Below are 24488 nucleotides of genomic sequence, written 5' to 3' on the forward strand. Positions count from 1 at the left end.
GTTCGTTCGAACGAACAGTAATCGATGAAAGGCAGGCACCGGCAGATGACAGTTCCGGGCTTGCGGAGCCTGCTCGCACAGCAGACCGCGCTCGCCGACGGAGACACCACCTCACGGGCCCTGGTGGAACAGTCGCTGTCCCGCATCGCCGCCAGCGACCAGGCGTTGAACGCCTTCAGGGTCGTGCGTGCGGAGGCGGCCCTCGCCGAGGCGGATGAAGCGGACCGCAGTCTGGCCTCAGGGGACCGCCGGCCCCTCCTCGGAGTGCCGATCGCGATCAAGGACGATACGGACCTGGCCGGTGAGCCGACCGCATTCGGTTGCAGCGGAGCCTTCCCCGCCAAGACCGAGGACGCCCACCTCGTGCGCCAGCTACGTCAGGCGGGCGCCGTCATCGTGGGGAAGACCAACACACCCGAACTCGGTCAGTGGCACATCACCGAGGGACCCGCCTTCGGCGCCACCCGCAATCCGTGGAATCTGCAGCACACCCCCGGCGGCTCCTCCGGCGGCTCCGCCGCCGCAGTCGCCGCCGGGCTCGTCCCCGCGGCCATGGGCTCCGACGGGGCCGGCTCGATTCGCATTCCGGCTGCCTGGACGCACCTGGTCGGCATCAAGCCCCAGCGTGGTCGCATCTCCACCTGGCCCGATGCAGAGTCCTTCTACGGTCTGACCGTACCCGGAACACTCGCCCGCACGGTCGCTGATGCGGCGCTGCTCCTCGACGCGGCCTCGGGCAACCACCCCCGCGACATGCACAAGCCCCCGCAAGCGACGCTGCTTCCCGCAGCGTTCCGTGAGCCCGGCAAGCTACGCATCGCCCTCTCCTTCGGACGTGCCTTCGCAGCGACCCGGACCACCCTTGACACCGTGGTCCGTTCCGCCGTTACCCACCTGGCGCACAGGCTGGTCGCGCTGGGCCACGACGTCGCCGAGGAAGGCCCCCGTTACGGGCTGATCGGCCTCACCCAAGCACCCCGCGCCATGGCAGGCATGCGCGACTGGGCCGACCGCCTGCCCGACCCCGCCCTCATCGACCCGCGTACCCGAGCCAACATCCAACTCGGCACCGTGCTGCGCGGCCCCGTACTGCACGCGGCACGAGCCGTCGAACCGATGCTGCGCCACCGGGTCGGAGAGATCTTCTCCCGCTACGACGTGATCCTCACCCCCGCGACCGCGACCCCGCCGCCGCGGATCGGTTCGACAGACGGCATGTCGCCCACGCGCATGCGCCGTGCGGCCATCACCACCTGCCCGTATGCCTGGCCGTGGAACGTCCTGGGCTGGCCTGCAATCGCGGTCCCGGCGGGCTTCACCGCACAAGGGCTCCCACTGGGGGCTCAGCTTCTCGGTCCGGCGTCCAGCGAAGCTCGGCTTATCTCGCTGGCCGCGCAACTGGAGGACAGCGAACGTTGGTTCGAGCAGTCCGTGCCCCGTTTTGAGGCCCGGCGACCACGCGTGGAATGACGACGGGAAGCTGACGGAACGCAGGGGGATCAGTATTCGGGCGGAAACTGCAGCGACGTGTGCAATGGTGCAAAGATGGGTTCCATGTCTACGGTGCCTTCAGTTCGGGATCGGATTGTCCAAGCCGTCCTGAGGATCATCGGTCAGGACGGCGCTGCCGCCGTCACGAACCGGCGCATCGCCAGCGAGGCCGGCGTCTCCCTAGGGTCGGTCACCTATCACTTCGCGACCCAGCACGAACTGCTCCAGGAGAGCCTGCGGCTGTTCGTCGAGACGGAGACGCGCCGATTCACCGACCTGGCGGCCCAGTTGCAGCAAGCCCCCATGACGGGTACCGAAGCGGCGGAGGCGGTCCGGTGCAACGCGGCGTGGTCGACTATCTTCGACAACGAGCACATCGCCCCGCTCGAGCTGTACATCCAGGCCAGCCGTGATCCACTGCTGCGCGACGCCGCGGCGGCGTGTTTCGCGGCCTATGACCAACTCGCCACCTCGATTCTGACCGCCCTTGGCGCGCCGGACCCGGAGCGCACGGCCGGTCCCGCCGTCGATCTAGTGATGGGCCTCCAGTTGCGCCGCCTGGCGACCGGGGCAGACGCGGATGATCTCGTCGAGGCCCTCCTCGCGCTCACGTGCGGTTCTGTACCGGCGGCGCTGCCTCTCCTCGCCCAGATGCGGCATGGGCAGGCGGCTGAATTCTCGGTCGCCGACGGCTCGTCGGCTGCGGCCTCGGCTTGACTTCCGCTCCGCGCGCTAGTGCGTGGGGTTCCTTCCACGGGCGTGTGACCGTCTCGGTGGGTTTCTCCTTCGCCGCGCTGCGCCGGTCCGTGTACCGGTCCTACCTGCGTTCCACTGGCCGGCACCGCCAGTTCGGCGGCCTTGGCGACGTTGACCGCCGCGTTGATGTCGCGGTCGAGGACGGCCCCGCGGGGGGAGAGCACGCCAGCCCCCACTTGTCGGGCAGGTGCCTCCGTCCGGGGGGAGAGCGGATGGGGTCTTCGCCCAACGCCGCTGCGTTTGGGCTTGCAGAGCAACAAGCCGTAGCTTCCGGCTTTGCGGCTCGTTGTTGTGGTATGGGCAGGTCACCGGAGCAACAGGCTTTACTGGCAGCGAAGTTCGAGGCGATCCTGCCGCATCTGGACGAGCGGCAGCGGCGTCTGCTGTTCGCGGCTGAGGCGCGGTCGCTGGGTCATGGCGGGATCAGGCTGGTCGCGCGGGCTGCGGGGGTGCGCGAGGCGACGGTGTCGGCGGGGGTGGACGAGCTCGAGTCCGGCCAGCCGCCGCTGGGGCGGGTGCGCCGGCCGGGCGGCGGCCGTAAGCGGGTGGCCGACCTGGACCCCGGCCTGCGGGAAGCGCTGCTGGCGCTGGTGGAACCGGATGAGCGCGGGGATCCGATGTCGCCGCTGCGGTGGACGACGAAGTCGACCCGGACCCTGGCGGCCGAATTGACCCGGCAGGGCCACCGGATCTCCGCCGACACGGTTGGGGACCTGCTGCGCGAGGAGGGCTTCAGCCTGCAGGGCAACGCCAAGACCGTCGAAGGCAATCGGCATCCGGACCGGGACGGGCAGTTCCGCTACATCAACGAGCGGGCCAAGGAGCACATCGCCGCCGGACAGCCGGTGGTCAGCGTCGACACCAAGAAGAAAGAGCTCGTCGGGAACTACAAGAACGCCGGACAGCAGTGGCTGCCGGCAGGCTCGCCGGTCGAGGTCTCCACCCACGACTTCCCCGACAAAGAGCTGGGCAAGGCGATCCCGTACGGCATCTACGACCTGGCCGCGAACACCGGCTGGGTCAGCGTCGGCACCGACCACGACACCGCCGCGTTCGCGGTCGAGTCGATCCGCCGCTGGTGGAAGGACCGCGGCAGCCTCGACTACCCGGCCGCGTCCCGGCTGCTGATCACCGCCGACGCCGGCGGCTCCAACAGCTACCGCACCCGCGCCTGGAAGACCGAACTCGCCGCCCTCGCCCTGGAAACCGGCCTGAAAGTGACTGTGTGTCACTTTCCTCCGGGGACTTCGAAATGGAACAAGGTCGAACACCGGCTGTTCTCCCACATCACGATGAACTGGCGCGGCAGGCCGCTCACCAGCCACGACGTGGTCCTCAACAGCATCGCCGCGACCACCACCCGCACCGGGCTGACTGTCCGCGCCGAACTCGACACCGGCACCTACCCCACCGGAGTGACCGTGGGCGACCGGCAGATGGACGCACTGCCGCTGGAGCGGCACACCTGGCACGGCGACTGGAACTACACGCTCCGGCCCGAACCCTACGACGCCGAGATCAACGACGCTCCCGACCCGTTCGACCAGCCCAGCCCCGACCTCGCCTGGCTGCGGCACCCGGTCTTCACCGGGCTCACCACGCCTGAGTGGGACACCCTGATCGCCCAGCTCCTGGCCCTGCACGACACCCAGCGCGAAAACCAGCTCGACAAGCGACGCGGCCACCGGCCCCGCATCACGGGCGACGGCACCACCGGACGCCGCCCCGTCCTCACCCTCGCCGACCGCCTCATCGCCGTCCTGCTCCACCAGCGCCACGGCCTCCCGCAGGTCGCCATCGCCCAGCTCTACGGCGTCACACCCTTCACCGTCAACCGACGCATCCGCGACGTCCGCCAACTCCTGCAAGCCGCCGGACACACCATCGAGCCCGCCGGCCCCCAACTCGCCGACCTGGCCGCCCTCCACAACCTCGCCGCCCGAGAAGAGATCACCATCGCACCAGAGATCAAGACAGCGAGTTAATCCTCTGCAAGCCCTTAGGGCTTGCAGGAAATCAACTCGCCGTCTTGATCTCTGATGGTGGTGTCATGCCGTGGCGGATGGCGAGGTCGGTGAGGTCGTTCAGGGTTGCCAGTCGGGTGTCGGTGGGTTCGATGGTGTGGCGTGCTTCGTCGAGGAGGCGCCGGGTCTGGCTGATGGCCCGGTTCAGGCTCTGGGGAACGACTCCGAAGAGCGGGGCGATCAACACCTGCGGGAGCCCGTGCCGCTCGTAGAGGAGGGTGGCCAGGAGCCGGTCGACGAGGGTGAGGCCGGGGCGTCGGCCGGTGTAGAGGCCGGTAGCGGGGACCTTCTGCCGGTCGCCGCCACGTCGTTGGTGGAGGTCTGCCTCCCGCTGGACTTCACGTGCCGCGCTCAAGGTGGCGACCAGGCGGCTCCACCGCGCCTGCGACATGCCGGTCAGGGCCGGGTGGACCATCCACGCACGGCCGGGCCCGGGAAAGTCCTGGGCCGGGATCGGTGGGACGCCGTCACGGCGGTGCTCCTCGGGGCGGAGGGTGTAGTTCCAGTCACCGTGCCAGGCATGCCGGTCCAGGGGCAGGGCGGCCATCTGCCCGTCGCTCACGCGGACGCCGGTCTCGTAAGCAGCCCGGTCGAGCTCGGCACGGACCCGTAAGCCAGTGCCGGTGGTCGTGGACGCGATGCTGTTCACGATGACGTCGTGACTGGTCAGCGGCCTGCCCCGCCAGTTCATCGTGATGTGGGAGAACGGGCGTTTCCCCGGGTTCGTGGACACCGGTTGTCATGCGGCAACGACCAGCGTAGTTGATCGTTGTTCGTAGGTGACCGGGCTGATCTGGCCGAGGCTGGAGTGCCGCCGCCGGGTGTTGTAGCGGGTCACCCACCGGAAGACGGCGAGTCGGGCTTCGCGGGCCCCGTTCCACCGTTTCCGTCCCTGGAGCGTCTCGCGTTTCATGGTCGCGTTGAAGCTCTCCGCGGCGGCGTTGTCCGCGCTGGTGCCCACTGCGCCGCGCGATCTGGTCACGCCGAGCTCCGCGCAGACGTGCGCGAAGTCCCTGGACCCGTACTGGGCCCCGTTGTCGCTGTGGAAAATCGCCCCGCGCAGTCCGGCTGCGCCGCGGGCGGCCGCGGCGGCCCGCAGGGCGTCGGTCACCAGGGACGTGCGCATGTGGTCGGCGATCGACCAGCCCGCCAGCCGTTTCGAGCACAGGTCCAACACCGTGGCCAGGTAAAGGAACTGGCCGCCACCGATGGGCAGGTAGGTTATGTCGCCCACGTACCTGGTGTTCGGCCTGGCCGCGGTGAAGTCACGGTCCAGCAGGTCCGGCACCGGTGTCGCCGACGGCTCGGGGATCGTGGTGCGGACCTTCTTGCGCAGGTGCAGCCCGACGATGCCGAACGTGCGCATCACGCGTTCCACGCGCTTGTGGTTAATCCGGTCCCCGGCATCCCGCAGCTCGGCGGTGACGCGCGGAACCCCGTAGGTCCCGTCCGAGTCGGTGTGGATCCGGGCGATCCGCTCGGCAAGCTCCGCGTCCGCCCTCGCCCGTTCCATGCGCGCGTCCGCGCCGGCCAGCCACCGGTAGAACCCGGACCGCGAGACCTGCATCATCCGGCACAGCCGCTTCACGCCGTAGGCGTCCCGGTGATCCTCGACGAACTGAAAGCGGCTGCTCACCAGCTGGTCTCCCGGGCGAAATACTTCGCGGCCCTGCGCAGGATCTCCCGCTCGAGCTCGAGCTCCTTCACCCGCGCCCGCAGCTGCCGGTTCTCCTTCTCCATCGCGCTCGCCTCACCGGCCCCCGGCCGGGCAGCCGCCTCCGCATCACGCACCCAGATCCGCAGCGTCTCGTGGTTGACGCCCACGTCCTGGGCCACCGACGCGTACGTACCGCCCGGCGTGGCGTGGTACAGCGCGACGGCATCGGCCCTGAACTCAGGGCTGTACTTCGACGTCCCCAACGGGAACTCCTGTTCTACGGATCCTCGCGATCCAATGATCAGGGTGTCCACGACCTGGGGGAAGCGCCCAACAGCCGGTGCTCGATCTTGTTCCACTTCGATGTCCCCGGCCAATGCCGTTGCTTGAGGCCATCAAGTAGTCCGTGACATCGGGGCCGCATGGTCGTTGGGCCTGGCATGCATCCGTGGGTGGGGTTGTCTGATCAGGTGCGTCTGGGGGTGGTGACCCGGTGGGTGACTCCGGAGCTGGTCGCCGAGGTGCTGGGTAGGTGCGGGGTGCGGGACAAGAAGCCTGGCGCGCTGCCGGCCGGGTTCATGGTCTACTACACGCTTGCGCTGGCGTTGTTTCAGCAGGACTCCTATGACGATGTAGCCGAGCAACTTGTCGGCAGCAATCCGCAGTTGAGCGCCAGCATCCCGAACAAGTCCTCCATCACCCGGGCTCGCAGGCGTCTGGGTCCGCTGGTGCTGGAGACCTTGTTCCGCGAGTTGGCCGGCCCGCTGGCCCCAGTCGACTTGGAGGGCTCGTTCTACCGTGGGATGCGTCTGGCCGCGGTGGACGGGTTCGTGCTGGACGCGCCGGACACGAGGGCGAACCGCGTCGCGTTCGGCGGTCCGACCAAGAACGGCCAGGCGGCGGGCTTCCCGCAGGTGCGGGTGGTGACGCTGACCGAGTGCGGCACGCACGCGCAGATCGACGCCGCGGTGGGCGGCTTCAACGGCGGTGAGCCCGAGTTGGCGCTCACCGCGGCCGGCTCGGCGGCCGGGATACTGGTCATCATGGACCGCGGCTTTCCCGGGGTAGCGCTGTGGAAGGCCTACACCGGAGCCGGGGCGCACCTGCTGATCCGGGCCCGTTCGTGCGTCGCGGCCCGTCCGGTCGAGCGTCTGCCGGATGGCACGTACCCGGCGCGGATGAACCTCGGCGGGCAGAAGGGCGCGCATCCCGGCGGGGTGCTGGTGCGCGTCATCGAGTACCGCGTGGACGGCGGCGAGGTGGTCAGGCTGCTGACCGACCTGCTGGACCCGGAGGCGTATCCGGCCGCGGAGCTGGCCCTGCTGTATCACGCCAGGTGGGAGGCGGAGTCGGCATTCCGGCAGATCAAGACCTTCCAGCGTGGTCCGGCCGAGGTCCTGCGTTCGGGGGACCCGGATCTGGTGCGGCAGGAAGTGTGGGCGCACTTGGTCGTGCACCACTGCCTCACGCGGATCATCATGTCGCTGGCCGGCGACAACGGCATCGATCCGGACCGGGTCTCGTTCGTGCGAGTCCTCAAGCACGCGCGGCGCAGCGTGGTCCGCCAGTGCGCGGACACACCCAAGAAGATCAAGACCTTCCTGGCCGCCTTGGCGGCGAAGGCGCGCCGGAAGCTCGACAACGGCGCCAGGAGACTGCGCGAGGCGGACCGACACCTCAAACGGCCGGACTCCAAGTACTCCTCCAAGCTCTCCTACCGGATCAAAACCCGCGACCGGCAGCCGACCAGGCGCGTCGGACCCAAGGTCATCACGCTTCACCCGAGATAGTTCACTGGCTCAAGCAACGGCATTGAGTCCCCGGCGGCATGTGGCACACGGTGATCTCCAGTCCGGTCTCCAGGGCCAGCGCGGCCAGCTCGAACTTCCAGGTGCGGCTGCGGTAGCCGTTGGAGCCGCCGGCGTCCGCGGTGATCAACAGCCGTCCGGCGGTGGGGTAGGAGTCCCGTCCGCAACCGTTCCACCAGCGGCGGATCGACTCCACCGCGAACGCGGCGGTGTCGTGGTCGGTCCCGACGCTGACCCACCCGGCATCGGCGGCCAGGTCCTAGATTCCGTACGGGACGGCCTTGCCCAGGTCGGTGTCGGGGAAGTCGTGGGTGTGCACCGCGGTCGGCTCGCCGGCGGGGCGCCATTCGCGGCCTGCGTTCTTATAGTTGACCAGCTCCTTCTTCTTGGTGTCGACGCTGACCACCGGATCCCCGGCCGCCTGGTACCCCTTGGCCTGCTCGTTGACATACCGGAACTGGGCATCGCGGTCCGGGTGCTGCCTGCCCTCGACGGTCTTGGCATTGCCCTGGAGGCTGAACCCCTCCTCACGCATCAGGCTCGCCACGGTGTCCGCCGAGACCCGGTGGCCCAGCCTGGTCAGTTCCGCGGCCAGGCGCCGGGTCGACTTCGTGGTCCACCCCAGCGGCGACATCGGGTCCCGCGCTCGTCCGGCTCCACCAGGCCCAGCAGGGCCGGCCTCAGGCCGGGATCCAGGTCCGCCATCCGCTTACGGCCGCCGCCCGGCCGCCGCACCCGTCCCAGCGGTGGGTCGCCGGACTCGAGCTCGTCGACCCCCGCCGACACCGTCGCCTCGCGCACGCCCGCGGCCCGCGCGACCAGTCGGATCCCACCATGGCCGAGGGACCTGGCCTCAGCTGCGAGCAGCAAGCGCCGCTGCCGCTCGTCCAGATGCGGCAGGATCGCCTCGAACTTCGCTGCCAGTAACGCCTGTTGCTCGGGTGACCTGCTCGTACCACATTCAACGAGCCGAGACACCGGAAGCTACGGGTTGTTGTCCTGCAAGCCCTTAACGGATTTCCGCTGGTGGCAAGGCGCGGATAGCGTGTAGCCAGCGCCCTTCTCCCGCCGATTGACGCCCCACAGCTCGTCGTCGCCGATCGAGTAGCAGCCGTGGAAGTAGCGGACCTTGTGGGTGCGGTGGTAAGTCCCGGGGTGCCGCTCGGGATGACCGGGGCCCGGACGGAAACGTCCGCCTGGTCGTGGCCACCAGGTCTCGGTGTGCCCGTCGCGGAAGGTCCGCTCGACCGGGGTCCAGTCCCCTGGATCCTCCGCGTCGGTCCAGGTCAGGGCGCGGGCGGCGTCGACGGGGGTGTAGGCGTCCTTGCCGTAGGCCCAGGCGCCGTGGCTCGGCTTCAGCGCCAGGACGAACGGCAGCCTGGCCACGGTGAGGTCTCGGCGGAAGCCGTCCTGGTCGCCGTACGCGCAGTCGGCGGCCACGGCCCGGAAGGTCACTCCGGCGGTCCTGGCGGTGCGGGCCAGTTCCGCGGCGATCTTCAGCTTCGTGCGGAAGCCGGGGTCGCTCTTGCCCTTGGGGAAGTGGTGGGCGGGGCTGTAGGGCACGGCGTGCAGCGGGTAGTAGAGGTTCTCGTCGGCCCAGCACGTGGTCACGGTGACGATGCCGTTGTCGGTCTTGCCCAGCCGGCCCAGCCACTGTCGGCCGACGTGCGCGGTTTTCTTCCCGTCCTTGCGGTCGCCCGAGTCGTCGATCACCAGCACCCCGTCCGGGTGCGGCCTGGTCGCGGGGTCGCCGAGCAGCAGTGCCACCCGGCGGGCATTGATCTTTTCGTGGTCCCAGGTCGACTCGGACAGGAAGAACTGGAGCCGCTGCACCGCCGCGTGCTGGGCGCCGACGACGGGTTCGGTGCCGACCAGGCAGGTCAGCGTCTTGTTGCGGTCCCGCGGCAGCAGCAGCCCCGCAAGATACTCGCGGAACCCGCGCCGCTGTGCCAACGTGGAGAAGAGGTCATCGAAGCGAGCGGCGTAGGCTTCCAGCGGGCCCGGGGCAGGCGGACACGGCACACGACGGGTCATCACAGCTCCCCCGGCAGCGAAGCGAGGTTCCTCTGCTATCGGCCTACTACGGCCCTGACCCGCCGTCAACAAACCACCGCTAGCGAGAAGCCCCTGGCCCAGCCGGGGGAGGAGTCACAGCCGGTACGTGCCCGCCGGACCGGCATGTCCTGCCCGCTCGGTGACGCTGTCCGCGGCGGAGCGGGCACATGGCGCTGCCCGAAGCGGCAGTTCCGGCGGCAGACCGTTCCGTGGCCGGAGGGCTGGCCCTAACGTGGCCAGCCAGTCCGCCTCGCGGCTGGAAGGCCGGCACGTCCATCGATGCCACCAGGCCTTGCGTGGCGTGGCTTGTCGCCGGTCTGGAGGAGTTCGTTGCGCAAAGACACCGCCATATCGGCACGGCCGTCGGCCCGTAGCGTCGCGCGGGGCGCTGCCGGGGTTGGCGCGGTTGCAGTTCTCCTCGGGATCGCTGGGCTGGCGCCCGCCGCGGCCGCAGTGCTGCAGGACGTCACTCCGCAGGCGTCCGCCTCGGTGTGTCCGACACCGACCGACACCGGTTCAGCCTCCCCGACCCCGAGCCCCTCCGCCTCCTCGACGCCTGCCTCGGGCTGTGTCACCGCCACGCCGTCCCAGCCTGTGCCCACCTCAGCCGCTCCCGTACCGTCGACGGCCTCACCCGCACCTTCGGCCAGTTCGGTGCCCTCCACCGCCCCACCTGCGTCACCGCCCGTCTCGACGCAGCCCGCGCCGGCACCGTCCGCCACGCGGACCACGCCCGCCCCTCCGCCGCCGGTGTCGCGGCCGCCCTCGTCCCCGCCAGCTGCCGCTCCGCCTGCGGCGCAACCGCCTGCGCCGCAACCACCGGCGGCACAACCGCCGGCGGCACAACCGCCGCGAGCGGCGTCCGCCCCGGGCAGCACGCCGCCGCCGACGGGAATCACGGCGGCGCTGCCGACCACCACGGCCGGGCCGATCGGCGGCAGTTCGTCACCCAATGCCCCGTACAGCTCCGCCACCGCGAACCTCCAGCCGATCACCCGCGACGAGACGCTGAAGCGGGCCCAGCAGTGGGTCGACGAGTCGGTCCCGTACAGTCAGACTGACTGGTGGACCGACGCACTCGGGACTTATCGGCAGGACTGCTCGGGATATGTCTCGATGGCCTGGCATCTGGATCAGAGCGTCGACTTCTGGACCGGGAACCTGGGCACGGTCTCGCACCAAATCACCCAGGCCGATCTGATGCCCGGAGACATCCTGCTGTCCTCCTCGCACACAGTGCTCTTCGCGGGCTGGAGCGACACCGGGCACACCAAATTCGACATGTACGAGGAGTCGCACCCAGGTGTCCCTGCGCACATCGTGACCGACGCCGACTACGCCTCCTACGCCAGCGGTGGCTTCACACCGATGCGTTACAACCTCATCCAGGACGGCGGAGCGGGCTCCTCGTCCAGTGGCGCGCTTGGTGGCACGACTGGTGCCGTCACCCAGGGAACGAACATCGGGCGCGGGGCGGGCCCGCAGACGGCTGGTCCGCCGGTCAACCCCTCCGGTACCAGCTTCTACTCGCCGCTGCTGGAGCTTGGCGCGGTGCCTGCCCACCTGCCCGCGCCCCCGCCGATTGCCTACACCGACGGCGGCGGCACCATCCTGGGATCGCAACCCTCGACCGGCGGGACGCCGCACGGCAGTGCCGGGGCGGGAGCAGCTCAAGGGGCCTCACCGGCGACCGCGCCGATCGGGGACGTCGCGAGCCAGAACCGGTCGGTGCGGCGTTCCGATCCCGTGGTGGCAGGCAGTGCCGTAGCCCTGCTGCTTGGTTGCCGCCGGGCGCTGGGCGCTCCTGGTCGGCAGGAGCAGCCGCCCCGGAAGGTGGTCGCCGCGGCTCCGCCCAGCCCGCGCTCCTGAGCGCTCCGGGTTCGCACTGCCCGATCGTCTGCCCCTGGACGCGTACTCCTTGTGTGACCCCACTCCTACGGTGCACCCGACGGATGTCTTCGACCTACGCTCGGTGGGCCCCATGGTGACCGGTTGCACGGATAACAACAAGACCAGCCAGGTGGAGGTACGCCCGCCGGCGAGCCGCGTGACCGCGGCTGAGGCGGGCTGTCCCCCCGCTGTGCACGCGGTCCTGCACTCGGACCGTCCCTGCGGCTGGGATCTGGCACAAGTGCCGATGTGGGCGGCCGGCGACTTCTTCCGGATCCTGCGAGAGACCCTCGCCCCTGGAGAGGAGCTATTGCAGATCGCGGCCTATCCGCCGGACGAGTCTGACGCAGTCGCTCCGACCTACCGCTTCGATGTGAGCTACCAGTGGTGGCACAGTCCCGGCGACGGCCCCTACGTGGACAACTTCAGCATCATCGTCCACCGCTCACGCTGTTGCCAGCACACGGTGAGTTCATCCTTGTCCTAGCCTGGTTGTTTTGATTCGTGTCGATTGAGCTGGGGGATTGGCGTGCTGGGGGCGTGGGCTCCGCAACATCAACGGCACCTGGGCCAGCTTCCCCCATCGACCAACTCGCTTCTGCGTGCCTGGTCCTGGACATCGACGCCACTCGGTGGCCGGCTGACACGTCGTCGACCGGATCCGAGCACAGTGCCCTTTCCAGGAAGCCGATGGCTGCCCGTTCTGCTGCGCTACCGGTCTGCTCCGGCCTTGTCATTGTGCGGATCATGAGCCTCGTCGGTGTCGGTTCGAGGCGGGCGGGGGTGATGGCGGTGGTTCAGGCGGAGGGATGCTTCGCTCCTCCTCGCTGCCGCACGACTGCTTCGTCGATGCCTGTCCCGCGTTGGGCGGCTACGCGTCGTTTCCACGTGGGGACAGCGCCGCACACCACCCGCTGACCCCGCCGCCTCACTCCGAGGGATGCTCGCGATGGCTCGACCCCCACAACTGCCCGGAGTACTCGCCGACCTGGCTCCGGTGCTCGACCACTGGGGCTACCTGGCGGTCGCGCTCCTGGTCTTCGTCGAGGATGTCGGCGTCCCGGTGCCCGGCGAGACGGTGATGTTGGCCGCCGCCGTCTATGCCGGAGCGGGTCGCCTCAACCTCGCCGCAGTCGCCGTACTTGCTTTTGTTGCTGCGGTCGTCGGAGACAATCTCGGCTACGCCGTTGGAAGGTTCGGCGGCCACCGCCTGATCGCCCGTTGGGGCCGATATGTGCTGCTGACCCCGCCTCGGGTGGCCAAGGTGGAGGGGTTCTTCGCACGTCATGGTGGCAAGGTCGTCGCCGTCGCCCGGTTCATCGAGGGCCTACGACAGGCCAACGGAATCATCGCCGGACTGACCGGGATGCCCTGGGCGCGCTTCCTCGCCTTCAACACGCTCGGCGCCGCGCTCTGGGTCGGTGTCTGGGTCACGGTGGGTGACCTGGCAGGGCGGCACATCGGCACGCTTTATCCCGAGATCACCCGCTACGAGCTCTCTTTCCTGGCCGTTGCCGCGATCCTCGTCGCTGCGGTGGTCGTCCACCGTTTGCGCCACAGGCGCAAGCACCCACTGGAGAGGTCTGAAGGCAGCGCCACCTCGCCCCGCGACCCGCAATCCTGACTGGCACCGCCCGAGGCCCGATGCCGCACGGGGACAAGCAGTGCCGGACCCACCGCCGTCACACCAGCCGGGAAGAAGACCTTCGACAAGCGGCCTGCCCAACAGCGAACCCAGGCTCCGCCAGGTCTTCGGCAAGCTCCAGGCCAAGCACGGCACCGTGCTCGTCGTGGTCGACCAGCCCGCCTCCATCGGCGCCCTCCCGCTCGCAGTAGCCCGCGACATGGGCTGCCCGGTCGCCCACCTGCCCGGACTGACGATGCGACGCATCGCCGACCTCTACCCGGGCGAAGCCAAGACCCAATGCCGGGAAGTTTGAGGTCGGGGCTGGTTGTCAAGCTGTTCGGCGAAGCCCGTGTGACGGGACGGGGCTCCGCGTAGGACGGGAGTCGACCAAGACACCGTCTGCAGGGGAGCCCCGATGGTTCAGTCTGGCATGCCTGTGCGTGCCCGTGGTGGTGGATGTGCTTTTGGCGCGGGGCACTTGGGTGAGTTGACGCAGGTCATCACCCCTGCTCTCGTCGACGCCGTGCTGGAGGGGTCCGGCCGGGTGCAGTCCCGGGTGAGGAAACTGCCTTCGCGCGTGGTCGTGTACTTCGTACTGGCGATGGCTCTGTTCACGGGCTATGGGTATCGCGGTGTGTGGGCCTGCCTGGTGGCCGGACCCGGTGTTCCGGATCTCGCTCCGTCGGCGGCTGCCCTGCGGCAGGCGCGTCGCCGCGTCGGGTCCGCGCCGCTGGTGGCCCTGTTCGACGAGGTCAAGGGCACGGTGGCATCCGAACACGCTCGAGGATCGTGGTGGCGCGGGTTGCGGACCGTGGCCTGGGACGGCACCGGACTGCAGGTCCCCGACAGCCCGGAGAACCGTGCGGAATGCGGAAGCGGCCGCGGGCAGTACGGCCTGGGCGGCTTCCCGCTGTTCCGGTTGACCGCCCTGGTCGAGTGCGGGACCCGTGCCCTGATCGACGTGGTCGCCGGCCCGTGGACGCAATCGGAGAAGGACCAGTGCATGGTGCTGTGCCGCGCGCTGCGGCCGGGGATGCTGCTGCTGGCCGACCGCGGCAGCAAGGGTGTTCCGCTCGTCTGCGCGGCCGCCGCGACCGGTGCCCATCTGCTGTGGAGGACAAGCGTCGACCGGCTGCCGCCCGTGTTGCACCAGCTGCCGGACGGCACCTACCTGTCCATGGCCACCAGCCAGAACGAGCGTGCGCGTCTGGCGCGTTGGACACGTCACCGCCGCGGTGTCCCGCCGCAGGCCCAGGGCCTGGCACTGAGGGTGATCGAGGCGACCGTCACCGTCCGTGCCGATGACGGGCGCATCCGCAGCTCCGAGATCCGCCTGGTCACCACGTTGCTCGACCACCGCACGTACCCGGCGGCCGAGCTCGTCGAGCTCTACCACGAGCGTTGGCAGGCGGAGACCGCGTTCTTGGGCTTGAAGGTCACACTCAAGGGCAGCGACCGCGTCCTGCGCTCGCAGAGCCTGGACGGAGTACGGCAGGAACTGTTCGGCCTGCTTGTCGTCTACCAGGCCGCCCGGCAGATCGCCGGCCGTGCCGGGCAGAGCAACGATGTCGACCCCGACCGTATCTCCCTGACCGTCACTTTGCGCACGGCACGGCTCACCGTGGTCAACGCCTCCGGAACCACCGTGCCCGGTCCTGGCTCACCGAGCATGCCGCGGATCACCCAGGCCGTCCTGGACCCCCGCGAACTCGCTCCCGAGCACCGTCGGCTCCGTATCCTGCCCCGCCGGGTCAAGCGGCCGATCTCGACCTTCGCCTACAACGCCACCCGCAAGGACGATCCCATGCACCAGGTCACGATCAAGATCGTCATCGAGCTGCCAGTGAACCTGCCCCGACGACCTGCCTAATCTTCCCGGCATTGAGCCAAGACCGACGCCCGCGACGCGTTCGTCATCGCGGACGCGGCCCGCGTCATGCCGCACACACTGCGCTCGGTCGACCTCGAAAACGAGACCATCGCCGAACTGGAGATGATCGTCGGCTTCGACGACGACCTGGCCGGCGTGGCCACCCGCATCAGCAACCGCCTGCGCGGCCTCCTCACCCAGATCCACCCGCACTTGGAACGCGTCCTGGGCCCGCGCATCCAGCATCCCGCCGTCCTGCAGCTGCTGGAGCGGTTCGGCTCCCCGGCCCAGATCCGCAAGGCCGGACGCAGTCGCCTGGTCGGCTTACTACGGCCGAAGGCCCCACGGATGGCCGAGCGGCTGGTCGAGGACATCTTCACCGCCCTGGACGAGCAGACCGTCGTCGTCCCGGGCACGGCCGCGGCCGCGCTCATCGTCCCGAGCCTGGCCGGCTCGCTCACCGCTGTCCTGGACCGGCGCAAGGTCGTTGCCACCCGGATCGAGGAACTCCTGGACAGCGACCCTCTTTCGCAGGTTCTGACGTCCATGCCCGGGATCGGCGTCAGGACCGGAGCCAGAATACTCATCGATGTCGGCAACGGCAGCAGCTTCCCGACCGCAGCCCATCTCGCCGCCTACGCCGGCCTCGCCCCGGCGACCCGCAGCTCCGGATCCTCGATCCGAGGCGAACAACCCTCCCGCCGCGGCAACAAGGACCCTGTTGCCCATTCGGTGAAGGGGCTGGTTGTGGCTTGATGGTCGGGGCAGGCTTGGCGTGTGGCCGGTTCCTTTCCTGTCCCCGGCCGCAGGGGTGGGTGCGTTCGTGTCGATGGAGCCTCAGCCGTGGCCGGAGCCGGCGCCCGAGGTGGCGCGGGCGGTTCGGGCGAAGAACTACGGGCGGCGGGTGCCCTTGCCGGTGGCCGTCCGTGACCGGTTCGGGGAGCTGTTCCCCGACGCCGAGTTCGCCGAGGCGTTCGGACCGACCGGGCCGGCAGGCTGGTCACCGGGCAGGTTGGCGTTGATCACGGTGTTCCAGATGGCGGAGAACTTGACCGATCGACAGGCCGCGGAGGCGGTGCGGGACAAACTGTCGTGGATGTACGCGCTGGGTCTGGGGCTGGAGGACACCGGTTTCGACTTCTCCGTGCTTTCCCAGTTCCGCACCCGTGTGGTCGAGCACGGTCTGGAGGAGAAGGCCCTGGACCTGCTGCTGGAGCGACTGAAGGGCCTGGGAATGCTCCCGGCCGGGGGCAAGCAGCGCACCGACTCCACGCACGTGGTCTCCGCGGTGCGGGACCTGAACCGGCTCGAGCTGGCCGGGGAGAGCGTGCGGGCCGCCGTCGAGGCGCTCACGGTGGCGGCGCCGCACTGGGTCGCCACCGTGCTCGACGTGACCGGCTGGTCCCACCGCTATGACACCCGGATCGACACCTGGCGCATGCCCTCCTCGACCACCAAGCGTGACCAGCTCGCGCTCACCTACGCCCGCGACGGCTTCGCCCTGCTCGAGGCCGTGCATGACGCGCGTTCCCCGCACTGGCTGCGCGAACTGCCCGCGGTGCAGACCCTGCGCACGGTGCTGCTGCAGAACTACACGCGCGCCACGGACGCCCGGGGACGGGAACAGGTCAAGCGGCGGGAGAAGCAGGACGACGGAGGTGACGGGCTACCACCCGGCCACCTACGCCTGGCTTCCCCCTACGACCTGGACACCCGCTGGTCGGCCAAGCGGGACATGTTCTGGAACGGGTTCAAGCTGCTCGTTTCCGAGACATGCACGGCCGTGGCCGAGGACGAGCGCACCGCCCCGAACCTGATCACCGACGTGGCCACCACCGCGTCCACCGTCCCGGACGTCAAGGCGCTGGAGCCGATCCACCGGCGCCAGCACCGGCGCGGCCTGCTGCCCGGTGAGCACTACCTCGACTCCGGCTACGCCAGCGCGGACGCCATCGTCACCGCCCGCGAGCGCGGCGTCGCACTGATCACCCCGGTCCTGCTCGACCAGTCCCGCCAGGCCCGCGAACAGCTCGGCTTCGACGCCGCGAACTTCACCATCGACTTCAAATACAAGAAGGCCGACGTCCTGTTCGCCATGCTTCGCGACGGCACCTTCTACGAACCGTCACGCTGACCGCGGCTGCAGCCCAGAGGGCTTAGGCCATGCTCAGCAGGTGGTCGGTGGGTCCGTAGTCGATCTTCCAGTCGACATAGGCACCTACAGCTCCGTCCCGTCGGCACCGCAGGCCAACGGTCACCCAGCGGACCGATCCGTCATCGGCGAGCGAGAACGCAACAGCTGCCTCGAACTCCTCGCCCCCACACGGGCAGGCGGCCGCGCCAGGGTCCACGTCCTCCCAGAACTCCTCGCTGTCCGCGACGAACGCACGACTGCCACAGCCAGAGCATTCCCGCTCAGCTCCGCCCTCGACGTCATCAACGAGCACGAAGAACAGGCGCCCGCCACACACGCCACACACGGAAGGAGCGATCCTCACCGGGCGGTCATCGACAGCGTCTCGGAGAAACCCCGCGAGCTCTGCAGAGACGCCGTCGCCGACCTGATCATCAACATGCGCAGGCACATCGTTCCAGACGACCCGAACCAGCACCCGTCCAGCTTGACCAAACACATAGGGGCACCCCCGCACCACCGAACCCCGGCGACATGCTCAGACCTAAGCGGCCGTAACGAGGCCAGCGGACCGAGTTCTACGGCGCCGGGGCTCGTCCTGGCCGTGAGACGACGTCAGTCTTGTGGTGATTTCTGTCGTCTGAGGCTTGTCCTGGTGCGCGGGTGGTGCTCCGCCTCCTTGCTGGTGCTTGTCGTCATGTGACGCGTTTCGGGTACGGCGGGTGCTGGGCTGGGGCAGCTGGCGAGGGCGGTCTGCAGGGCGGTCAGGGTGAGGGGTTTGGTGAGGTAGTCGTCCATGCCGGCGGCGGTGCAGGCGTCGTGGTCTTCGCGGGTGGCGCTGGCGGTGAGCGCGATGATGCGGGGGCGTTGGTCCTCGGGCCACTGGTCGTGGATGGCGCGGGAAGCCTCCAGGCCGTTCATGACGGGCATGTGGACGTCCATGAGGACCACGTCGTAGGGCTTGGCGCGCAGCGCGTCGAGTGCCTGGGCGCCGTCGTCGGCCACGTCGGCCTGGTAGCCGATCTTTTCGAGCATGCGCAGGGCGAGTTGCTGGTTGACGTGGTTGTCCTCGGCCAGCAGGATCCGTAGCGGCGTCGGGTACGGGACCGGCGACGAGGGGGCTGCGGGGGCGGGCCGGCCGTCTTGGGCCGGAGCCTGCGGCAGCACGGCCCGGGCCAGGCTTGCGTGGAGTTGGGCGGCCTTGACCGGTTTGGACAGGTAGGCGCTGAACAGCGGCGGATCCTCGGGGCCGGTGTCCGGTCCGCTGAGGGAGGACAACAGGATCATCGGCAGATGGGGGCGGTGGCGGCGGATCCGTTGGGCGAGGGTGACACCGTCCATGCCGGGCATCCGCAGGTCCAGGACCGCCACGTCGAACCGGAGGCCGTCGCGGATCCAGGCGAGTGCTTCCTTCGGTGATCCGGTGACGCGGGCGTCCATGCCGAGGGTGTGGGCCTGGCGTGTGAGGATCTGGCGGTTGGTGGAGTTGTCATCCACTGCGAGCAGGCGCCTGCCGTGCAATGTCGTGGGCGGTGCGGTGCGCGGGTGTCGCTGGGACAGGGGAACCTGGTGGGTGGGCATGGTGAAGTGGAAGGTGGATCCCCGGCCGGTGTGGGATTCCGCCCAGATGGTGCCGCCCATGAGGTCGACCAGGCGGTGGCTGATGGCCAGTCCCAGGCCGGTGCCGCCAAAGCGGCGGGTGGTGGAGGAGTCGGCCTGCTCGAACGGCTGGAAGAGCTGGGTGAGCCCTTCAGGTGGGATGCCGACGCCAGTGTCGCGGACGGCGAAGTGCACGGTGAACTCGCCCGCGCTGTCCGGCGGCGGGCCCGGCTCCGGGAGCGGTGCGGTCTTGTCGCGGGCCGTGTCGCCCTCCTTATGGCCGCCGGCGCCGCTGTGGGGTGCGTGCGGATTTCCGGCGGGCAGGCGGGTGGCGGTGAGCACGACCTCGCCGGTTTCGGTGAACTTGACCGCGTTCCCGAGCAGGTTGATCAGGATCTGGCGCAGGCGCAGCCCGTCGCCGATCACTTCGTCGGGCAGCTCGGGGTCGATCACGCAGGCCAGGTCCAGGTCCTGCTTCTCCCGGGCCTTGAGGGCGATGAGGTCGAACGCGGACTCCATGCAGTCGCGCAGGTCGACCGGCGTCTGTTCGAGTTCGAACTTGCCAGTTTCGAACTTGGAGTAGTCGAGGATGTCGTTGAGGATCGCGAGCAGGCCGTCGGCGCTGTTGTGGACGATCTCGGCGAAGCCGCGTTGTTCTGCGGTCAACGGGGTGTCGAGCAGAAGTTCGGTCATGCCCATGACGGCGTTCATCGGGGTGCGGATCTCGTGGCTCATCGTGGCCAGGAACGCGCCCTTGGCCCGGCTGGCGGCTTCCAGCGCGTCGGCGGTGATCTCCCGTTCCCGAACCCGGCCGAGCTGGGTCAGCAGGTCTGTGATCAAGGCGGTGGCCGTCCGGGGCGGGGGTTGCGGGTCGGCGGTGAAGAACTCGACCACGGCCACGCTCTCCCGGCCCACCAGGACGGGGAAGGCAAGCGTGTAGGTGATCCCGGCCCGTGCGAACAGTGCGCCGTGCGGATCTGTCCGCGTGTCCGGCGATTGGGGGCCTTGCGGGTCACCGGTGGTGCGCGCGCGCTGCGCCAGAGGGGAGAGTGTCGCATCCGGCGCCCCCTGTGCGAGCCCGCGCACGAGGGGGGAGCACTGTTCGCCGGTGTGCCATGCCACCGTGGCGGTGCGGCTCTGCCGTTCATCGGCGGCCGGGAGAGTGGTGGCGCGGGCGGCGGGCCAGCCCATGTGGGCGCAGATCAGGGGTAGCGCGGCGGTCAGCGCTTCGTCCCAGGTGCCGGCTTTGTTCGCGGCCGCGGCCACGCCTCGTAGCAGGTTGAGGGTGAGGGTGCGGGTGCGCAGTTCCTGTGTCCGTTCCTGCACCTCCTCCTCGACCAGGGCGTAGCTTCGTTGCAGGCGGTCGGCCATGGCGTTGAAGGTACGGGCCAAGGTCGCGATTTCGTCGTGGCTGGTCACACGGGCCCGCTGGTCGAGGCTGCCTTCTGCCAGGGCGCTGGCGGCCTCGGCGACGCCGGACAGGTTCCGGGCAATGCGGCGGGATATCAACGTGGTCGTGGCGATGATCAGCAGCAGTGCCGCTCCCATGGCCGCCAGCAAGATCGTGTCCCGGGTCTCCGCGTGGTCGATCCGGGTGTGCAACATGCGCTCCTCCTGGTCGATCGTGGAGGACCACAGCCGCGCGTCGGCCTGCAGGGCGGCGGCCGTCAGCGTCTGCGCGGTATCCCGTGGCAGAGGCGGGCCGGTGCCTGAGCTCTGCCGGCTTGCCGCGGAGACGAGGGCGTCCACGGCGCTGCCGGACTGGTCCAGCAGCGGTGCCAGGGTGGGCTGCAGGGCGCTGTTGTTGTTGTAGGCGGGGGTCTCGTCGAAGGCGCGGCCGAGGGAGCTTTGCAGTTGGTCCAGTTGCTGAGTGAGCTGGCCGCTCACCTGGGAGATGCCGCTGTCGCCCGCAGCGCTGCGGGGGGCCGTGCCGAGCAGGTCGCCCACCTGGGCGACCTGGTTCACCAACGTGGACTGCTGGGTCAGCATGGCCGTGCCGGTGTAGTAGGTGTCAAGCTGCGGGTCCAGGTTGAACCTGGCGGTGTCGCCCAGGTAGGAGTAGAGCGCCAGCAGGTTGGTGATCAGCTGCGGTGTGAAGCCCGCGCTCATGGCGTCCGCTGGGGGGATTGATTTGACCCCCTGCCATTCGGAGGCCAGGGAGGCAGGCGCCAGCTGATCTTGGCCGGCGATCTGCACGGCGGAGTTCAGCTGCCGCTGAAGGGTCGGATCGGTCCGGCTGGCTTGTGCGAGATCGCGGTCCACTGCCGCTTCAGCGGCGGTGATCTGGGCGGCCGGCACCGGGATGCCGTGCTCGGCCTCGACCGAGAGGGAACGGAACCGGAGCAGGTCGAACGTGAGAGCACTGAGCTGGCGGACGAACTGGGCGCCGTGCAGCTCGCCGTAGGCAGAGTTGACGGTGCCGGTCAGCTGCCCGCTGATGTACACCCCGGCCAGGACCAGTGGCACCAGGAACACCAAGGCGATCGCGGCCAGCTTGTGCCCGATCCGCAGCCGAAGCCGCCGCACCGGATTCCCGCGCGGTGAAGGGGGGTGGCCCGCTGGAACGGGAGGGTCTGGAGCACGGTGATTCATCAGGACGTCCTCGGCATCGGCCGCAAGCCGGCAACGCCTGCCGCCAGATCCAGTCTGCACCGCATGTCCGAGCCTGCGCCTGCCAGCCCCAACGCCACGCGGGCTTGCGCACTCAGGGCCTGGGGACGCCGCCGGGGCCGGGTGGGACGGCAGGCCCGGTGTAGGGAACCACTGGTCCCGAACCGTCGTCGGTGGTCACGGGCCGGCGTTGCAGAACGTAGGCGCCGTCGCGGATCGTGGCGATCTGCGTCCCGGTGTAGCCGCCGTGCGAGGTGGGGCTGTAGTCGAAGGGAGTGAGCCCGAACCCTGGGGAGAATCCTCCCTGCGCAACCGCGGTCAACAGGGACGGGCGGGTCAGGTTCCTGCCCGCTCGCTGAAGCGCCTGCACGAAGGTGTAGGCGGCGGCCACCCCGTACTCGGTCCACGCGTCCAGTGGCTGACCTGACAGGTACTGGTCGCGGACCTCCTTCAGCAAAGCGACCCAGCCGCTGGCTGCCTGGGACACCGGAACCAGCCAGGTGTCGGTGACGACGCCGTCGAAGACCCCCGCGTCTGCCCCGCCACCGCCTGGCTGCGAGGGCAGCAGCCGTGCCAGCGTCACTGGATCCCCACCGGCGAAGGACACCACCAGCTTGGCGGTGTTGCCCGTTCTTCGCTGGGCCAGACGCAGCAGGGCCGTGTAGGCCGGCACCGAGAAGCTGATGATCACATCCGCCCGGGACCGGTTGATGGCGAGCATCTGAGCGCTGACGTCGTTGTAACCGGCCTTGTAGGTCTGACGGGCGACCACGGAGGACGCCGGGATCACTCTCTCCAGGCCCTGGACGCCCTGCTGGCCGTAGCCGTCGTCCTGGTAGAAGTAGGCGATTCTCTTCCCAGGGAACGCTTTCTCGACGTAGGCGCCGAGGATCTTGCCCTCACGGATGTAGTCCATTTGCCAGCCGAAGGTGTAGGGGAGCGTCGAAGGCTGGTTCCAGCAGACACACCCGGACGCGGGAAACAGGTCGGGAACCTTGTGGGCGGTGAGGTATCCGACCACCGCGCTGTGGTCTGCGGTGCCCTCTCCGTTGAAGACGGCGAACACCTGGTCCCGTTCCACGAGTTTCCGTACGAGTGCTGGAGTGTTGGCGGGGGTGTACGCATCGTCCAGGTACTCGTAAAGGATCTTGCGGCCGTTGACGCCGCCGCGGGCATTGACGTAGTCGAAGTAGGCCTTCGCAGCCGGCGCGATCTCGTTCAGACCCGAAGCGGCCGGACCCGTGAGCACCTGATGGCTCCCGATCGTCACCGTCGTCGATGTCACTCCAGGCACCTGGGGCCCGTCCGACGATCCGCTGCAGCCTGCGACCGTCAGTGCCAGGACCGCCAGGACCGCTGGAACGCTGCGACGCCTGCGCATACGAGGACCTCCTTGGCGACGACATGCCCACTCAGGTCACCCTCGGGGAATCGCGCCCGTACATGTCGCTTCAAGGGGCGGGGATGCCGCTCGCGGGGGCCGGCGCCTGCGGGGTGGTGTAAGGGACGACGGGGCCCTTGCCGTCATCCGTGGTCAGCGGCTGTCCCTGCAAGACGACGGTGTCGCCCTTGACCACGCCGATCTGGGCGCCGGTGTAGCCGCCGTGCGAGGTGTGACTGTAGTCGAGCGGAGTCAGCCCCGGCCCCGGCGACAGTCCGCCCCGCTCGATGGCGGCGATCAGGGACTGGCGCGTCGGGTTCTTCCCAGCACGTTGGAGAGCCTGGACGAATGTGTAGGCGGTCGCCATGCCATAAACAGTGTAATGGTCGAACGGGGCAGCCGGAATATAGCGATCATGAATCATTTTGGCCAGAGACGTCCAACCGCTCGAAATGTCACTCGTCGGCGTGAGATAAGCATCAGTGATGACGCCCTGGATGAGCGGGCTCCCCTGGCCGGCGGCGGTTCCCGAGCCGGAGAACCTCAGCAGGCTGGACAAAGACACCGGGTCGGAGCCCCCGACATTGACAACCAGCTGCGCCGTGTTCCCGAGCTTCTGCTGGGCCAGGCGCAGCAAAGCGGTGTAGCTGGGGGCGGAAAGGCTGATGATGACGTCGGCCCTGGCTCGGACGATGGCTCTCATCTGTGGCGTGACGTCGCGATACGTGGGCTGGTAGGTCTCCCGGGCGACAACCGAAGCAGCGGGAACAACCGTATCTAGACCCTGGACTGCCTGCCGCCCGAAGTCGTTGTCCTGATAGAAGTAGGCGATCCTCTTTCCAGGGAACGCCTTGGCCACGTAAGTGCCGAGAATCTTTCCCTCGCGATGATAATCAGTGACCCAGCCGAAAGTATACGGAAGTTTTGCGGGATCATTCCAGCACGTGCACGCGGATGCAGGGAAAAGGTCAGGAACTCCCTGGGCATTGAGATAACCGGCCACTGCCTGATGTGTCGGAGTACCGAAGCCATCGAAGACGGCGAAGACCTTCTCCTTTTCGACGAGCCGGTGGACGACGGTGACGGTGTTGGCGGGGTTGCCCGCGTCGTCCTGGTAGTCGTAGATGATCTTGCGGCCGTTGACGCCGCCGTGGTCGTTGACGAATTCGAAATATGCCTTGGCGGCAGGCGCCTCTTCGCTGCTCCCGGCTGCGGAGGGGCCGCTCAGAGGCTGGTGGCTGCCGATGGTGACCGTAGTCGCGGTCACACCCGGCGTGGACGGGCTGCCGGAACTGCAGCCACCGGCGACGAGAACCGCGGCAAGAAGTGCCGGGATGTACACACGCCTGCTCATGTCGTCCCTTCCGCTCCAGCGGCCGGTCACCACCCGAAGGGCCCCGCCGCCTGCGGCACAGGGCGACAGCGGTCCACACTGGGTGGTTCGTGCTCTCGGCCGCCCGCCCGGCCCACCACCACCCTCATCCGCCGGTGAGCAAGCCGCAACCCGGTTCCGGCGGCCTGCCTCCATGAGGCCCTCCCAGCGGCTGTTCGCGGATCGTGCCGCCCCTCGTGATTCGGGGTCGGGC

At 69.0% G+C, this 24488-nt stretch carries 14 protein-coding genes and 5 pseudogenes; 10 read left to right on the plus strand and 9 right to left on the minus strand.

From position 1 onward, the window contains the following. Positions 1 to 45: 45 nt before the first annotated feature. The 3 genes from BS83_RS00710 (at position 46) to BS83_RS00720 (ending at position 4232) form a co-directional block, all read left to right on the plus strand. Entirely contained in the window at positions 46 to 1470 is a 1425-nt protein-coding gene (locus tag BS83_RS00710) for an amidase (protein ID WP_037599641.1), read from the plus strand. Positions 1471 to 1554: 84 nt separating this feature from the next. After that, entirely contained in the window at positions 1555 to 2208 is a 654-nt protein-coding gene (locus BS83_RS00715) for a TetR/AcrR family transcriptional regulator (protein ID WP_063774062.1), read from the plus strand. A 335-nt stretch (positions 2209 to 2543) separates the two neighbouring features. Next, entirely contained in the window at positions 2544 to 4232 is a 1689-nt protein-coding gene (locus BS83_RS00720; RefSeq protein WP_037599643.1) for an ISAzo13 family transposase, read from the plus strand. A 31-nt stretch (positions 4233 to 4263) separates the two neighbouring features. Here the strand turns inward: BS83_RS00720 and BS83_RS00725 are convergent. Both BS83_RS00725 and BS83_RS00730 read right to left on the minus strand, forming a co-directional pair. Further along, a pseudogene (locus BS83_RS00725) lies at positions 4264 to 4983 on the minus strand (ISAzo13-like element transposase-related protein); the annotation flags it as partial. Between the two features lie 27 nt (positions 4984 to 5010). Then, a protein-coding gene (locus tag BS83_RS00730) for an IS3 family transposase (protein WP_157596645.1) occupies positions 5011 to 6191 on the minus strand; the annotation gives its coding sequence in 2 pieces (ribosomal slippage) (positions 5011 to 5921 and positions 5921 to 6191; 1182 coding nt in all). Between the two features lie 177 nt (positions 6192 to 6368). Between BS83_RS00730 and BS83_RS00740 the strand changes: the two genes are divergently transcribed. After that, the gene (locus BS83_RS00740; RefSeq protein ID WP_269664822.1) at positions 6369 to 7718 is read left to right on the plus strand and encodes an IS4 family transposase; all 1350 of its coding nucleotides are present in this window, start codon (positions 6369 to 6371) and stop codon (positions 7716 to 7718) included. A gap of 25 nt (positions 7719 to 7743) precedes the next feature. Here the strand turns inward: BS83_RS00740 and BS83_RS00745 are convergent. From BS83_RS00745 to BS83_RS44760, 3 genes and pseudogenes are all read right to left on the minus strand, one after another. Then, positions 7744 to 8660 (minus strand): annotated as a pseudogene (locus BS83_RS00745) (ISAzo13 family transposase); the annotation flags it as partial. Positions 8661 to 8942: 282 nt separating this feature from the next. Then, positions 8943 to 9770 (minus strand): annotated as a pseudogene (locus BS83_RS00750) (IS701 family transposase); the annotation flags it as partial. Positions 9771 to 10018: 248 nt separating this feature from the next. After that, positions 10019 to 10765, minus strand: coding sequence for a hypothetical protein (locus tag BS83_RS44760; protein WP_157596673.1), 747 nt, complete (start codon positions 10763 to 10765; stop codon positions 10019 to 10021). 142 nt (positions 10766 to 10907) lie between these two features. Between BS83_RS44760 and BS83_RS00755 the strand changes: the two genes are divergently transcribed. The 6 genes and pseudogenes from BS83_RS00755 (at position 10908) to BS83_RS00785 (ending at position 17312) form a co-directional block, all read left to right on the plus strand. Continuing rightward, complete coding sequence (locus BS83_RS00755; RefSeq protein ID WP_037599646.1) at positions 10908 to 11660, plus strand: hypothetical protein; 753 nt, start codon at positions 10908 to 10910, stop codon at positions 11658 to 11660. A 961-nt stretch (positions 11661 to 12621) separates the two neighbouring features. Then, positions 12622 to 13305, plus strand: a complete 684-nt coding sequence (locus BS83_RS00765) for a DedA family protein (RefSeq protein WP_232247979.1) — start codon at positions 12622 to 12624, stop codon at positions 13303 to 13305. Continuing rightward, a pseudogene (locus BS83_RS00770) lies at positions 13306 to 13615 on the plus strand (IS110 family transposase); the annotation flags it as partial. It abuts the gene before it with no gap. Between the two features lie 171 nt (positions 13616 to 13786). Beyond that, positions 13787 to 15178 (plus strand): IS4 family transposase, encoded by a 1392-nt coding sequence (locus tag BS83_RS00775; RefSeq protein WP_198035074.1) that lies wholly within the window; start codon positions 13787 to 13789, stop codon positions 15176 to 15178. Between the two features lie 15 nt (positions 15179 to 15193). Then, positions 15194 to 15892 (plus strand): annotated as a pseudogene (locus BS83_RS00780) (IS110 family transposase); the annotation flags it as partial. 115 nt (positions 15893 to 16007) lie between these two features. Further along, positions 16008 to 17312 (plus strand): transposase, encoded by a 1305-nt coding sequence (locus BS83_RS00785; RefSeq protein ID WP_084713074.1) that lies wholly within the window; start codon positions 16008 to 16010, stop codon positions 17310 to 17312. A 22-nt stretch (positions 17313 to 17334) separates the two neighbouring features. Here BS83_RS00785 and BS83_RS00790 read toward each other — a convergent pair whose 3' ends face one another. From BS83_RS00790 to BS83_RS00805, 4 genes are all read right to left on the minus strand, one after another. Then, positions 17335 to 17790, minus strand: a complete 456-nt coding sequence (locus tag BS83_RS00790; RefSeq protein ID WP_232247980.1) for a hypothetical protein — start codon at positions 17788 to 17790, stop codon at positions 17335 to 17337. A gap of 137 nt (positions 17791 to 17927) precedes the next feature. Beyond that, the gene (locus tag BS83_RS41115) at positions 17928 to 21437 is read right to left on the minus strand and encodes a hybrid sensor histidine kinase/response regulator (RefSeq protein ID WP_051942282.1); all 3510 of its coding nucleotides are present in this window, start codon (positions 21435 to 21437) and stop codon (positions 17928 to 17930) included. Between the two features lie 178 nt (positions 21438 to 21615). After that, positions 21616 to 22806 carry an ABC transporter substrate-binding protein gene (locus BS83_RS00800; RefSeq protein WP_232247981.1) on the minus strand — a complete coding sequence of 397 codons (1191 nt, stop codon included), beginning with the start codon at positions 22804 to 22806 and terminating at the stop codon, positions 21616 to 21618. A 166-nt stretch (positions 22807 to 22972) separates the two neighbouring features. Continuing rightward, the gene (locus tag BS83_RS00805) at positions 22973 to 24256 is read right to left on the minus strand and encodes an ABC transporter substrate-binding protein (protein WP_037599661.1); all 1284 of its coding nucleotides are present in this window, start codon (positions 24254 to 24256) and stop codon (positions 22973 to 22975) included. Positions 24257 to 24488 lie beyond the last annotated feature (232 nt).

The organism is Streptacidiphilus rugosus AM-16, from assembly GCF_000744655.1.
GTDB lineage: Bacteria > Actinomycetota > Actinomycetes > Streptomycetales > Streptomycetaceae > Streptacidiphilus > Streptacidiphilus rugosus.